General features: G+C 50.5%; 15 protein-coding genes. 6 read left to right on the forward strand and 9 right to left on the reverse strand.

The window, feature by feature from the left end; translation table 11 throughout:
• The first annotated feature begins 71 nt into the window (after window positions 1-71).
• Both HCX92_RS14195 and HCX92_RS14200 read left to right on the forward strand, forming a co-directional pair.
• On the forward strand, window positions 72-374 hold the full coding sequence (locus HCX92_RS14195) for a type II toxin-antitoxin system HigB family toxin (RefSeq protein WP_169295623.1): 303 nt from the start codon (window positions 72-74) through the stop codon (window positions 372-374).
• Window positions 375-378: 4 nt separating this feature from the next.
• The gene (locus HCX92_RS14200; protein ID WP_169295624.1) at window positions 379-750 is read left to right on the forward strand and encodes a type II toxin-antitoxin system HigA family antitoxin; all 372 of its coding nucleotides are present in this window, start codon (window positions 379-381) and stop codon (window positions 748-750) included.
• 41 nt (window positions 751-791) lie between these two features.
• Here the strand turns inward: HCX92_RS14200 and HCX92_RS14205 are convergent, their stop codons facing one another.
• The 4 genes from HCX92_RS14205 to HCX92_RS14220 are packed head-to-tail and all read right to left on the reverse strand — an operon-like array spanning window position 792 to window position 4,560.
• The gene (locus HCX92_RS14205) at window positions 792-1,706 is read right to left on the reverse strand and encodes an ABC transporter permease (RefSeq protein ID WP_169295625.1); all 915 of its coding nucleotides are present in this window, start codon (window positions 1,704-1,706) and stop codon (window positions 792-794) included.
• Window positions 1,707-1,710: 4 nt separating this feature from the next.
• A complete protein-coding gene (locus tag HCX92_RS14210) occupies window positions 1,711-2,589 on the reverse strand; it encodes an ABC transporter ATP-binding protein (protein WP_169295626.1) in 879 nt (292 codons plus the stop codon).
• A 5-nt stretch (window positions 2,590-2,594) separates the two neighbouring features.
• Entirely contained in the window at window positions 2,595-3,611 is a 1,017-nt protein-coding gene (locus HCX92_RS14215; RefSeq protein ID WP_169295627.1) for an ABC transporter substrate-binding protein, read from the reverse strand.
• 43 nt (window positions 3,612-3,654) lie between these two features.
• Window positions 3,655-4,560, reverse strand: coding sequence for a TauD/TfdA family dioxygenase (locus tag HCX92_RS14220; protein ID WP_169295628.1), 906 nt, complete (start codon window positions 4,558-4,560; stop codon window positions 3,655-3,657).
• A gap of 401 nt (window positions 4,561-4,961) precedes the next feature.
• Here HCX92_RS14220 and HCX92_RS14225 point away from each other — a divergent pair, with 401 nt between their 5' ends.
• On the forward strand, window positions 4,962-6,323 hold the full coding sequence (locus tag HCX92_RS14225; protein WP_169295629.1) for a Fic family protein: 1,362 nt from the start codon (window positions 4,962-4,964) through the stop codon (window positions 6,321-6,323).
• An 18-nt stretch (window positions 6,324-6,341) separates the two neighbouring features.
• Here the strand turns inward: HCX92_RS14225 and HCX92_RS14230 are convergent, their stop codons facing one another.
• From HCX92_RS14230 to HCX92_RS14245, 4 genes are read right to left on the reverse strand one after another with little or no spacing between them, the layout of a single operon-like run.
• Window positions 6,342-7,007, reverse strand: coding sequence for a thermonuclease family protein (locus tag HCX92_RS14230; RefSeq protein ID WP_169295630.1), 666 nt, complete (start codon window positions 7,005-7,007; stop codon window positions 6,342-6,344).
• Between the two features lie 46 nt (window positions 7,008-7,053).
• Window positions 7,054-7,284 carry a DUF1289 domain-containing protein gene (locus tag HCX92_RS14235; RefSeq protein WP_169295631.1) on the reverse strand — a complete coding sequence of 77 codons (231 nt, stop codon included), beginning with the start codon at window positions 7,282-7,284 and terminating at the stop codon, window positions 7,054-7,056.
• Between the two features lie 5 nt (window positions 7,285-7,289).
• Window positions 7,290-8,666 (reverse strand): lyase family protein, encoded by a 1,377-nt coding sequence (locus tag HCX92_RS14240; RefSeq protein ID WP_169295632.1) that lies wholly within the window; start codon window positions 8,664-8,666, stop codon window positions 7,290-7,292.
• 46 nt (window positions 8,667-8,712) lie between these two features.
• Complete coding sequence (locus tag HCX92_RS14245) at window positions 8,713-9,306, reverse strand: uracil-DNA glycosylase family protein (protein WP_169295633.1); 594 nt, start codon at window positions 9,304-9,306, stop codon at window positions 8,713-8,715.
• A 200-nt stretch (window positions 9,307-9,506) separates the two neighbouring features.
• Here HCX92_RS14245 and HCX92_RS14250 point away from each other — a divergent pair, with 200 nt between their 5' ends.
• The 3 genes from HCX92_RS14250 (at window position 9,507) to HCX92_RS14260 (ending at window position 10,873) form a co-directional block, all read left to right on the forward strand.
• Window positions 9,507-9,872, forward strand: a complete 366-nt coding sequence (locus HCX92_RS14250) for a hypothetical protein (RefSeq protein WP_169295634.1) — start codon at window positions 9,507-9,509, stop codon at window positions 9,870-9,872.
• A complete protein-coding gene (locus tag HCX92_RS14255; RefSeq protein ID WP_248290076.1) occupies window positions 9,838-10,158 on the forward strand; it encodes a DsbA family protein in 321 nt (106 codons plus the stop codon). Before HCX92_RS14250 ends, HCX92_RS14255 begins: the two co-directional genes overlap by 35 nt.
• A 256-nt stretch (window positions 10,159-10,414) precedes the next feature.
• Complete coding sequence (locus HCX92_RS14260) at window positions 10,415-10,873, forward strand: hypothetical protein (protein ID WP_248290077.1); 459 nt, start codon at window positions 10,415-10,417, stop codon at window positions 10,871-10,873.
• 76 nt (window positions 10,874-10,949) lie between these two features.
• On the opposite strand, the gene HCX92_RS14265 is transcribed toward HCX92_RS14260, so the two are convergent.
• Window positions 10,950-12,446, reverse strand: coding sequence for a PLP-dependent aminotransferase family protein (locus tag HCX92_RS14265; RefSeq protein WP_169295636.1), 1,497 nt, complete (start codon window positions 12,444-12,446; stop codon window positions 10,950-10,952).
• Between the last annotated feature and the right edge of the window lie 24 nt (window positions 12,447-12,470).

Below are 12,470 nucleotides of genomic sequence, written 5' to 3' on the forward strand. Positions count from 1 at the left end.
TTATAACCCCGGTAAATTAATTTAATACTTACCCTTGCGTAAGTCCCAATTTGGGACTAAAATTAAAAAAAATGAAAATCATTGCCATCAGTTATCTAAAAGCGTTCTGGGAGCAGCACCCTGATGCAGAACAATCCTTATTAGCGTGGCTTGATGAAGCCAAACAAGCCAATTGGACTAGTCCCGCTGATATAAAAAAACAGTTTCGTAATGCGAGCATTCTTAAAAATCGCAGGGTTGTTTTTAATATCAAAGGTAACGATTACCGACTAATAACCGCTATTGCATACCAATTTGGCGCTATTTACATCAAATTTATAGGCACACATAAGCAATACGATGCCATTGATGCCAACACAGTTGACATGGAGTAAGCAAATGAAAATTCGTCCCATTCATACCGATAGCGAATACCGTGCGGCACTCAAGGAAGTATCCGTACTATTCGATAATGAGCCCGAACCAGGTTCGCCTCAAGGTGACGCATTTGAAGTCATGATTACCCTGATAGAAGCCTATGAAGCGAAGCACTTCCCCATAGACCTGCCTAACCCTATTGATGCAATCAAGTTCCGCATGGAACAATCAGGCCTGACTGCTGCAGACCTGGCTCCTGCCATTGGAAGAAAAAATCGTGTTTATGAAGTACTGAATGGTAAACGCGCACTGACGTTACCAATGATCTGGAAGCTGCATAACATGTTCGGCATCCCGGCAGAAAGCCTGATAAAACCTATGCCTCGCTCATAGAAATTGATTCGCAAATCAGGATTTTGGGCTTGTGAAATATTTCAATGCTGAATCCCCCAGCGCCGGATAGTGACCCGTTCCAAAGTTTTAAAAACCAGCCCTTCCACCAGCAGGCCCAGAATAATCACCATCGCCAGACCGGCAAAGACCTTATCGGTATTCAGTTCATTACGGTTCTGGAAGATATACCAGCCCAGCCCCCCTTCCCCTGAAGATGCCCCAAACACCAGTTCGGCCGCAATCAGGGTACGCCAGGCAAAGGCCCAGCCTACTTTCAGGCCCGACAAAATGGAAGGCAAGGCAGCAGGAATAAGGATATGCACCACATAGCCAATGCCACTCAAGCCATAATTGCGCCCGGCCATGCGCAAGGTGGCAGGCACCCCCTGAAAACCCGAAAACGTATTCAGGGCCAGCGGCCACAACACGGAATGCACCAACACAAAAATCAGGCTGCCATTACCCAGGCCAAACCACATCAAGGCCAAAGGTAACAGGGCAATCGCCGGCAAGGGGTTGAACATGGCGGTAAAGGTGGACAGGATATCGCGCCCCAGCTGGGTTGAAACGGCTACAGTGGTTAGCACAAAGGCCAGCACAATCCCAAGGGCATAACCCTGCAATAGCACCCCTAGCGAGACACTGACTCGGTCAAGCAATTCCCCGTTGGCAATTCCTGCTACAAAAGCATCAAACGTTTGTAAAAACGTCGGTAACAGCAAATCATTATCGGTAACACGGGCAGCCACTTCCCAAACCAGCGCAAGCACCAGAAGAATGCAGGTTTTACGGATGCCATCAATACGCCACAGCCTTTGTGCCAAAGACAGTTTTTTCTCCAGCGCAATATGATCACTTACTTCATGATTAAAGGGTTTAAGATCAATCTCATATTCGGGACGAACAGGATGTTCACCCGGAATAACGCCATTGACGGCATGGGATAAGGTACTCATAAAACTATGCCTGTTCGTTGAATAATAAATGATGGATGCGCTGGGCAGTTGCCTGGAACTCACGACTGCCCGCACTATCCAGGGAAAACTGATGGCTGTTGATTTCCGCCTTGACCCTGCCTGGATGCGGTGACAGCAACAGGATACGGTTACCCAATACCAAGGCCTCCTCAATTGAATGCGTCACAAACATCAGGGTAAATTTGGTGTCTTCCCACAAGGCCAGCAACTCCTCTTGCATTTTGCGACGGGTCAGGGCATCCAGTGCGGCAAAAGGCTCGTCCATCAGCAGGATTTTGGGCTCCATGGCCATCGCGCGGGCAATGGACACACGCTGCTTCATGCCGCCCGACAAGGTATGCGGATAAGCATTGAAAAAGCGGCTTAGCCCCACTTTGTGCAAATAATGCTCAGCCCGCTCAGACGCTTCTTTTTTCCCCAGGGTACGGGAAGCCTGCAGGGCAAACATGACATTTTGCTTGACGGTCTTCCATGGTGCCAGCTGGTCAAACTCCTGAAACACCACGACCCGGTCAGGACCTGCCTTGCGAACCACCTGGCCGTCCAGTTCAATCGAGCCGGAACGGGGCGGTAAAAACCCCGCGACCGATTTCAGCAAACTGGATTTTCCACAACCTGAAGGACCCAGCAAAATAAAGCGGTCAGCGCCATACACATTGAAACTCACATCATGGGTGGCGCGCACAATGCTTTTGTCGGTTGCATATTCCAGATGAACATTCTTGACAGCCAGCAGGGGTTCCACCGTAGGCCATGATGGTAGTTTCGGGCTCACCTCAACACCGTCAGCCACTGCTGCCAATAAGCCGTTATCCACAAAATCCGTTCGTGCCTGAAAGGCCAGGCTAAGACCGTGACTCATTATGCTCAGCTCCCCGACGCGTTGTGTGCATCGTCAAAGAAATAATCCTTGGCCGAGGCGGGCTTGTTCTTGATGGCACCGACACGATGCATGAAATCAGCCAGGGTAAACGTATTTTGTGGTGTCAATTTGACCTCAATGTCAGGACTCTTGATAATTGCGAGCAATTGATCACGGTCTATATTGCTCTTATTGACTCTCAGATAAGCGTCTGCCGCACCTTCAGGATTGTTTTTAATATATTGGGCGGCTTCATCCAGCGCGGCAATAAAAACCTGATAGGTTTTGGGGTTTTCCGCACGGTACTTTTCTGTGGCATACAAAACGGTTGCAGTGGAAGGCCCACCCAGTACATCATACGCCTCCAGCACCACATGGGCATTGGGGTTACCGGCCAGCTCCTGGTCCTGGAAAGGTGGGGTCGCAAAGTGTGCGTTGATTTCCGTACCCTCTTTCAGAATGGCAGCTGTTGCCTCGGGATGCGGAACAGTGACCGACAGCCTGTCCAGCTTTTTATAGTTTTCTTCGCCCCACAGCTTGGCAGAAGCCAGCTGCAAAATGCGTGACTGCACCGAGACACCGGCATTGGGCAAGGCAATACGGTCTTTTTCCGTGAAATCGGCAATCGTTTTCACATTGGGATTGGTGCTAATCAGCTTATAGGGATAATTCCCCAAAGAAGCCACACCACGTACATTGTGTTTGCCTTTGGTTTTATCCCAAATGGTTAGCAAAGGGGCAACACCGGCACCGGCAATATCAATCGAATTCGACAGCAAGGCATCATTGATGGCAGCGCCACCGGACAGCTTGACCCATTCCGGCCTGATTTCCAGACCCTGTTCCTTGCCATGCTTTTCAATCAGCTTCTGGTCTTGTGCCACATGCAACAACAAATAAATAATGCCATGCTGTTCGGCAATACGGATCTGGCCTTCGGCATGAGCCGGGGCAAAAGACGTGATGCTGAACAGCGTCAGGATTGAAGCCAACAACCGTTTTTTTGAATTTTTCAAAAACATATTCCCATCCTTAAATTTTAATATTGAATTATTATTTCTTCATTCAGGCGGCTACTGGCCGGGTCCCTTCAACCGTGGTGCGGTACAGTTTTCGTGGTAAATGGTCAGGTGTACCTGCCGCCAGGTGAATCACGGAACGGTTATCCCAGAACACCAGATCGTTATCCTGCCATTGATGGATATAAACATTCTCGGGCTTGACGCTATGCGCAAACAACTGCGCCAGCAAGTCATCACTTTCATCCTGTGGCAGACCAATAATGCGTGAGGTGAAGTTTTCATTCACAAAAAGCGTATTCAAACCTGTCTCAGGATGACGGGTCACCACCGGATGCACGACTGGTTTAACTTCTTCAAGCTGTGCTTGCGTAAGATTGGGCCGCCATGGCGAGCGGGCCTGCAACTCGGCATATTTCTTGATATAAGTGTGCTCAGCCTGTTTGCCTTCAATCGCATTTTTCAGGTGTGTCGGCAAGGTTTGCCAGGCCAGATGCATATCGGCAAAGTGCGTATCGCCCCCTTCAGCCGGTAATTGACGCGCATACAACAATGAGCCCAGGCTGGGAATTTCCTTGTACGATAAATCCGAGTGCCAGAACGCCCCGGCATCACCCAGACCAATCGGCTTATCATTTTCTTTTATATTTGAAATAGTTAAGACTTCAGGATATCCTGGCAACTGGAACTGCTTCAGAACATGAATTTGCAAAGGACCAAACAAACGGCTGAATTCAATATGCTGCTCTGGCGTAATGTCCTGGTCACGGAAAACCAATACATGATGCGACAACAAAGCCTGTTTTATCCGTAAAAAATCATTTTCATTCAATACCCTGCCAAGATCAATATTTACAATTTCAGCCCCCAGGACAGGCAATGAATTTATCTTGAATGATTGTTCGGTTGTAAAATTGGTCAGGTCGTGAATGGTTTGTAAAGAAGCTGCCATGATAAAAACCCATATTTATTAAGATATGTTTACAACTATAAATAAGGTTTACTGGCAGACAAAATACAAGAAAGTCATTTAGATATTTTGGTATTAGCTTATGTTTTACTGTAATTAAATAATTATTTTTATTTAATATATTAAACTTAAATTATTCAGGGCAATTACCCGCCTTGCGAAAACCGGCTGTCCTGGCTTCTTTCCCAGTTTTACATACTACCGTAAAAAACCTCTTGCAGTGTCTTAAATTACTTGATCACTGCAGCATTAGAAACCTCATCTTCCACCCTAAAATGGCGCAGATCATCACAAACTGCGCCATTTTCCTGTTTAAATCTGGCGCAATTTAATAAATTGCGCCATAATTGCGCCATATAAATCCAGAATGGCGCCACAACACTATGTCATCCACAACAGATTTACTGAACAGCATCCGGGTATCCCCGAACGGATTGTCGCTGGCCGAACTGCTGACCATACACCCTGATATTGCCAGGCGAACAGCACAGCGTTTGATCGCAAAGCTGATCGATAGCGGCCAAATCACTGCAACAGGTAAAAGTCGGGCCCGTCGCTATTTCTATGCTGATACCCAGGCTGACAACAGTGTACTAATCACTAAAACAGATCGCTTCCCGCCTTTTATTCCCCTGTCTGCCGACAGCCAGGACATCCTTGCCTATATTGATCAGCCTGAGGAAGCACGCAAACCGGTAGGATATCAGCGGGATTTTCTGGACGCTTACCGCCCGAATGAAACCTGGTATTTGTCTGAGCCGCTACGTCGCCAATTACAAAAAATGGGCAGAACCACTGACGCTGACAAACCAGCGGGCACCTACAGCCGCGCCATTCTCAATAGATTACTGATCGACTTGTCATGGGCCTCAAGCCATCTGGAAGGCAATACTTACTCCCGACTTGACACACGCGAACTCATTGAACATGGCAAGGCCGCACGGGGCAAGGCTGCCATTGAGACGCAAATGATCCTGAATCATAAGACGGCGATTGAACTTCTCGTGGACAACATCGACAGCGCAAGGCTCAACCACTACACGTTAATGAATTTGCACAGTGCTTTGGCAGAAAACTTGCTGCCCAATCCTGCTAATGAAGGACGAATTCGCCAACATGCTGTCGATATCGGCAAAAGCGTTTATCGTCCGCTATCGATACCACAACAGATCGAAGATATGCTGGAAGAGCTTCTGGGCAAAGCCAATCAGATTAAAGACCCGTTTGAGCAATCCTTTTTCATGATGGTGCATTTACCCTACCTGCAACCCTTTGCCGACATCAACAAACGCACCTCACGGTTAGCCGCGAATTTGCCGCTGTTTCACGCAAACCTTTGTCCGCTGACTTTTCTGGATGTGCCTGAGCAAGCGTACAGCCGGGCCACCCTCGGCGTATACGAAATGACCCGCGTGGAACTGCTGCGTGACCTTTACGTTTGGGCCTACGAACGCTCTACACAGGAATATCTGGCGATCAAACAAGACCTGGCGGAACCCGACCCTCTTCGTTTGGCCTGGCGTGATTTAATCAAGCAGACCATCCGCGAAGTCATCACACATCCAGAACTTGAACCACTCTCCTGCATTCACCAAGCCGTGGCAAAACATGTGCCTGAAGATGAACAGGCAAGTGTCCAGGCACTGGCGGTCGAAGAGCTCCGCAGGATGCATGAGGGCGTGCTGGCGCGCTACGGTTTACGACCTTCCGAATACACAGCCTGGAAGACGGTCCACGGGCATTAACAAGCACAGAAGGCATAGTTATTTAGGGCAATTACCCGCCTTGCGAAAACCGGCTGCCCGGGCTTCTTTTTCGGTTTTAAAAGGCTGCACATTTTTAGGGCTCATCGCGGTATAGCCCGGGCAGTTGGATAAATGGTAAACCTTGGAGTTTTTGTTACCCCGCACGTCACCGTTTCCCACTTTAGGGCCTGTCTGGCTGGCAGCCCGCGCGGTTGTCTGCCCCTTGCGCCAAAGCCATGGCGCAACCGGATTGGCATCGGACCACAAGCCCTTGCGCGCCTTTTTGGCCTGGCTTTGCACGTCATACAGGCTTTTATCCTTGGCATAACTGTCATACACCCAGGCCATACCACGGCGCAGCTGCTCAACATTGGCATCCACGCCATTACAGTTCACCCGGCCCACGACACGGCCATAACGGTCGATATCCTGCACCTGTACCACGGCATTCTGGCCACCGCATATCTGGATTAAAGATTCTTTTGAGCGCTGCCCGAAAGCCTGTTTACTTTCCGGCGCATCAATCTCACCCAGGCGGATGCGTTTTTGGGTTTTATCATTTTGCAGAATGGTAAGGGTATCGCCATCGGCAATACTAACCACCTTGCCTTTCAGTTGTGAGGCCTGTGCCTGCCCTGCCAATGTATTCAATACAAGCGCGAATACAATCAAACTTTTTTTCATCTGTTGCTACTATTTTCCAGCTAAAGGGCCACCACTTATACCACAATTAATTCCCGCTGGGCTCCGTTTTCTTTCTGGCCTCCAGCAGCGCCAGCACGGCTCGCTGTTTGCGCATCTGGCACAAACGGATCACCTCACGTTTTTGCGGGTCGGAATAGGTCTGCCAGTTAAAACGCTCTTCACGGCTGCGAAAACAGCCTTTACAGTACCCCCTTGCATTGGCTTCACACACACCAATGCAAGGGCTGGGAATTTCAAAGAACTCCAGTTGTTCCATATTAATTACAAACCACCCTGTGTCAATGTCATCGGGTCAAGCAGGCGTAGCAGCTCATCCCGCGGGATATCGGTTTGCTCTGCCGCCACATCCACAATCGGGCGACCTTCCTTATAAGCCTGTTTGGCAATTTCAGCCGCTTTCAAATAGCCAATAACCGGGTTCAGCGCCGTTACCAGAATCGGGTTACGGGCCAGGGCTTCTTCCAGACGGGCCTCATTCACCTTGAACGTTTTAATGCTTTTATCTGCCAGCAAGACGGTAATATTGGCCAGAATTTCAATGCTGTTGAGCAGATTGTTGGCAATCATGGGCAGCATCACGTTCAATTCAAAATTGCCAGCCTGACCGCCAATGGTAATGGCTGCGTCATTACCAATCACCTGGGCCGCCACCATGGCTGCCGCTTCAGGAATTACCGGATTCACCTTGCCCGGCATGATGGAAGAACCCGGCTGCAAGGCTTCCAGCTCGATCTCACCCAAACCGGCCAGTGGCCCGGAGTTCATCCAGCGCAGGTCATTGGCAATTTTCATGATGGATACCGCAGTTGTTTTTAACTGCCCTGACAGTGAAACGGCAATATCCTGTGAACCGATATGGGTAAAAAAGCTTTCTGCCGGTGTAAAGGTAAGTCCGGTTATTTCACTTAATTGACGGGCAAACTCGGCGGCAAAAGCCGGATCGGCATTAATACCTGTACCCACTGCCGTACCACCCTGTGCCAGACTGCGCAGCAATGGCCGGGTGGCTTTCAACTGGCTGATATTCTGTTCAATTTGCACCGCCCAGCCTGTCAGGCTTTGGCTCAGGCGCACCGGCATGGCATCCATTAAATGGGTACGGCCGGTTTTTACATACTGGTCTACCGTTGCGGCTTTCTCACGAATGGTCTTGGCCAAGTGGGCAAGCGAAGGCAATAGTTTTTTATCCAGCTCTATGGCCGCACTGATATGAATGCTACTGGGGATGATGTCATTACTGCTTTGCCCGAAATTGATATGATCGTTGGGGCTGACTTTGCTTTCATAGATTTGTGTTGCCAGCGTTGCCAATACCTCGTTAGCATTCATATTGGTGCTGGTGCCTGAACCGGTCTGGTAGACATCAATGGGAAAATGCACCATGAAATTGTCACTGGCCAGCAGTTCATTGGCTGCCGTCACAATCGCCTTTCCCATTGGCTCGGGTATATGGCCCAATTTAGCGTTAGCCTTGGCCGCGGCCGCCTTGGCGGTTAGCAAGGCAGCAATAAACGCTTTCGGCAAACGTTGCCCGCTCACCGGGAAATTGTTAATGGCCCGTTGCGTTTGTGCCCCATAAAGCGCCTCTTCTGGCACTTCAAGTTCACCCATGCTGTCCCGTTCAATGCGAATTGTCATTTCAGATTCCTTAATTATTTCAGGCAGATGCTTATAATTATACGCGTTACAAGCCAATTTCATTGAACATCCCCAAATACACCCCGGCCTTTTCCGCCAAGGGTTTAGGATAGGCCCGCGATGAGGACGGCATTCGGTAAAAACGCATTTTCCGTGTCTGCCACAAAAACTCAACAAACCCGCCAACGGCAGGCGCGGCAGGAATACCGGGCAGAATGGAAAGCAAGGTATCGCTCGCTTTCTGCCCCGTGGTCACAATGGCATGGCAGTGCGGCAAGCGTTCCAGCAAGGCCGCGATATCCATGGTTTGCACAATTTGCAGATGTTTATCTGAAGCATTTTCTTTCAGGCGTATTACCTGCTTCGCGGTATCACTGATGGCAATCCCCTTTTCCTGCAGAAACTGGCGAATTTTGTCTTCTTCATAACCGTTTTTTTGGGGCGTCAGGAAATAATCGCGTTCGTTGAAAAAGCATAAACCCATGATACGCCACATATCATTATTCAAATTAGGATAGTAAAAATCCATCTTCCAGCGATGCCGGCCCGGCGGAAAACTGCCCAGCATTAACAAACGGGCGTTTTCGGGTGCAAAGGCAGGCAAAGGGTGTGTTTCTGGTAAAAGTTCTGGCTGCGTCATGGCTTACATCTTCAGGTTTTTCTATGCAAAAATGCATATTTTTCAATAAGACTATGACTGTACTGGAATTATGGTTTTATTTCCTTTAGATTGCATCTTGTACGCATCTTGCCCAACGTTAAAGCCCGGGCGAACAGCGCTGCAAACCCAGTGATACACTACCATAAACAGTCACACAGGCAGATGCCCAGGAGAGATCCATGCAAACCAAACTTCATTATATTTACGACCCGCTGTGCGGCTGGTGTTATGCGGCAGAAAGCCTGCTGGAAACCGCCATTGCATCAGGCAGTGGCCTGTATGAACTTGAGTTGCATGCCGGTGGCCTGTTTCAGCGCATGCACATTCCTGCTGGCAAGCGCGACATGATCCGGCAATCCGATGCCCGTATCAGCCAAATGACGGGGCAAATTTTTGGTGATGCCTACCTTAAGGGGCTGCTGGATAACCCGCAAACCATTTTTGATTCCCTGCCCCCCCATTGCCGCCATCCTGGCCGCGGAAAAATTGCAGAAAAACCATGCGCCTTTCATGCTCAAGGCCATTCAGCATGCGCATTACCGTGACGGGAAACATATTGTCCAGGCGGACGTACTGGCCGATATTGCCGAAGCCATCGGGCTGGACCGCCATGAATTTGCCATGAGTTATGAAGAAGTGCTGTCCGGCCCAGTCCAAAGCCATATTGATGACACCTTAAGGCTTATGCATCATGCCGGTGCCAACGGTTTTCCGGCATTCGTACTGCAAAAAGGCGATAAGCTGGAAAAACTGGATCATACCCGCTACTACGGCCAGCCCGAAATGTTCAGAGAACTCATACAAAACAAGTTTGAAACACCGCCAGCATAACAGCCAGCTGTATTTAAGCCAGAAGATATATTCTGCTCCGGTCACCCTCCCAACTTGGATACAGCCAGCTGTGGCAGGTTTTCCTTGGGCTCTACATCTTGAATCATATGCTGGTGCACTACGCAAACTACCCCGGTTCTCTTTCGTCTGGCTCCTAGCTGACTCCTGGAATTGGGGCTTTCTGGAGCTCCAACGGCAAAGATCAAGCTGAAGCCCACAAAGCACCCCCACTGTCAAGAAACTCTGCTCGCAGTTCATGGAAGACCACTCCAAAGTACATAACAAACCCAGCACGCAGAAATCATATCAATATCAAATCGACACCTTCATCGTACCGGCCTTCGGTATCAAGAAGGCGCATGAAGTTACACGCCACGATATTACCGCATTGATGAAACGCATGAAGAGATCCCCTCTACAGGCGAATCGCATCCTGTCCTGCCTGCGAAAAATGTTCAACCTGGCAGAATTATGGGGATACCGCCCTGACGATTCAAACCCTTGTCGCCATGTGCCCAAGTACCCAGAAAAAGGCTCGACCCACCTTATCACAGACGACCAAATAGTCAAATTGTTTGCCTCTCTGGATAAGGCCGACACGATGTTGAACAAGCCAATGGCAATACCCAATTCGACAAAGCCGACCTGCATCGTACTGGGCAGCAACGGCAACGGGGCGGGCACCGCCATGATATACAGATGGCTGACCAGATGAGCAGTGGATACTTGGGCCAGCAACCCGTTGGACGACGGCTTCATGCATGATCCCCGTTAGCCATAATTCATAGCGATCAGCGACACAGTGCGCGCAGAACGTTCGCCAGCTTCTTGACGGCGATTTCCATTTCATGGGGAGCGTAGGCGGCGAACCCCATGAGAAAGCCAGACTTATGCCGACTCGACGCATGGAGCGACGTCAGCCCCAATAAGTCGATTCCAGCCCGACGCGCAGAATCCACTGCCTCGTTTTCGGGGATGTCCCGGATGAACACGCAGGGCATCTGCATACCTCCGGCGGGCACTCGTGGTTCCACGAATTCGGCCAGATGCTGGCGCACCAGCCGCGCCAGCACGTCGCGCCGTTCGGCATAAACAGCACGCATGATGCGCACATGCGCACCGAAGTGGCCGCCTTCAATGAAACGCGCCAGTGTAAGCTGCGGAATAGGCGCGCTGTGTCCGTCCAGCAGAGTGCGGGCTACGATCATGGGTGCTACCAGCGGCGACGGTAGCACCATGTAGCCAATGCGTAGGCCGGGGAAGAGTGATTTGGTGAAGGTGCCGATGTAGATCGTCCGCTCATGCGAATCTAATCCCTGCACGCAGGCGGTGGGTTTGCCTGCGTAATGAAACTCGCTATCGTAGTCGTCTTCGATGATCCAGCTCTGATATTGCCGAGCCCATTCAATGACAGCCAGACGCCGATCCAGCGCCAATGTTGCCCCCGTTGGGAACTGGTGCGACGGCGTCAGGAACACTGCCTTGACTGAATCACTGAAGGTCTTCGCCGCATGATTCAGATGCTCCACCTGCATCCCATTAGCATCGAGTGGCACGGGCACGCACTCCAGACCAGCAGCGTCGAACGCTTTGCGCGCTCCTTGATATACCGGGTCTTCAATAAAAATTCTGTCGCCAGGATCGAGCAGCACGTTGGCGCATAACGTCATAGCTTGTTGCGAACTGGTCAGCACCAGTACCCGCTCGGGTGTGGCATGCGCCCCGCGTTCAAGACTGACGTAATCCGCAATGGCGCGCCGCAATGGTTCGAGCCCTTGCGGATCGCTGTGTGTCAAAACCTGAGTCCCATATTCCTTAAACACCTGCCGCTCCAGACGTTCCCAAATCTGGAGGGGAAAGTTGCGCGTCTCCGGTACGCCTGGAGCGAATGGACGTGGAGCCAGAAAGTCGCGGAGGCCGCCCCCCTGGAACATAGTGCCACCGCGTTGGCTGAGGGCCAGCGTTTCATTGCGCGTTCCCGTACGCCGCATCGCACTACGCCTTGGGAGACGTTTTGCCCGCTCCGATACAAAGCTGCCGCTGCCAACACGCCGCTCAATGAAGCCTTCCGCATGCAACTGGCTATAGGCCGACTCGACCGTATCGCGGGAAACGTCCAGCGATTTCGCCAGAACACGCGAGGCGGGCAACGGCTTACCGACGCCAAGCGTGCCATCAAGGATCAGTTGTCGGATGCCACGCTGTATGCGCGCATACAGCGGTAAAGCGCTCTGCATAGGATCGCTGATCCAGGCTTTGACGGACTCTAGTTGGGCATGTTTGAACAATTGGTCTGTATCACTTCAAAAAAA

Source organism: Advenella sp. EE-W14, from assembly GCF_012923605.1.
GTDB lineage: Bacteria > Pseudomonadota > Gammaproteobacteria > Burkholderiales > Burkholderiaceae_B > Advenella > Advenella alkanexedens.

Excerpts from the sequence above, each read along its gene's own strand:
- HCX92_RS14205 (WP_169295625.1), bottom strand. The coding sequence starts at position 1,706 with ATGAGTACCTTATCCCATGCCGTCAATGGCGTTATTCCGGGTGAACAT.
- HCX92_RS14215 (WP_169295627.1), bottom strand. The coding sequence starts at position 3,611 with ATGTTTTTGAAAAATTCAAAAAAACGGTTGTTGGCTTCAATCCTGACG.
- HCX92_RS14230 (WP_169295630.1), bottom strand. The coding sequence starts at position 7,007 with ATGAAAAAAAGTTTGATTGTATTCGCGCTTGTATTGAATACATTGGCA.
- HCX92_RS14250 (WP_169295634.1), top strand. The coding sequence starts at position 9,507 with ATGCAAACCAAACTTCATTATATTTACGACCCGCTGTGCGGCTGGTGT.
- HCX92_RS14240 (WP_169295632.1), bottom strand. The coding sequence starts at position 8,666 with ATGACAATTCGCATTGAACGGGACAGCATGGGTGAACTTGAAGTGCCA.
- HCX92_RS14245 (WP_169295633.1), bottom strand. The coding sequence starts at position 9,306 with ATGACGCAGCCAGAACTTTTACCAGAAACACACCCTTTGCCTGCCTTT.
- HCX92_RS14200 (WP_169295624.1), top strand. The coding sequence starts at position 379 with ATGAAAATTCGTCCCATTCATACCGATAGCGAATACCGTGCGGCACTC.
- HCX92_RS14255 (WP_248290076.1), top strand. The coding sequence starts at position 9,838 with ATGCTCAAGGCCATTCAGCATGCGCATTACCGTGACGGGAAACATATT.
- HCX92_RS14235 (WP_169295631.1), bottom strand. The coding sequence starts at position 7,284 with ATGGAACAACTGGAGTTCTTTGAAATTCCCAGCCCTTGCATTGGTGTG.
- HCX92_RS14195 (WP_169295623.1), top strand. The coding sequence starts at position 72 with ATGAAAATCATTGCCATCAGTTATCTAAAAGCGTTCTGGGAGCAGCAC.
- HCX92_RS14260 (WP_248290077.1), top strand. The coding sequence starts at position 10,415 with ATGGAAGACCACTCCAAAGTACATAACAAACCCAGCACGCAGAAATCA.
- HCX92_RS14225 (WP_169295629.1), top strand. The coding sequence starts at position 4,962 with ATGTCATCCACAACAGATTTACTGAACAGCATCCGGGTATCCCCGAAC.
- HCX92_RS14220 (WP_169295628.1), bottom strand. The coding sequence starts at position 4,560 with ATGGCAGCTTCTTTACAAACCATTCACGACCTGACCAATTTTACAACC.
- HCX92_RS14210 (WP_169295626.1), bottom strand. The coding sequence starts at position 2,589 with ATGAGTCACGGTCTTAGCCTGGCCTTTCAGGCACGAACGGATTTTGTG.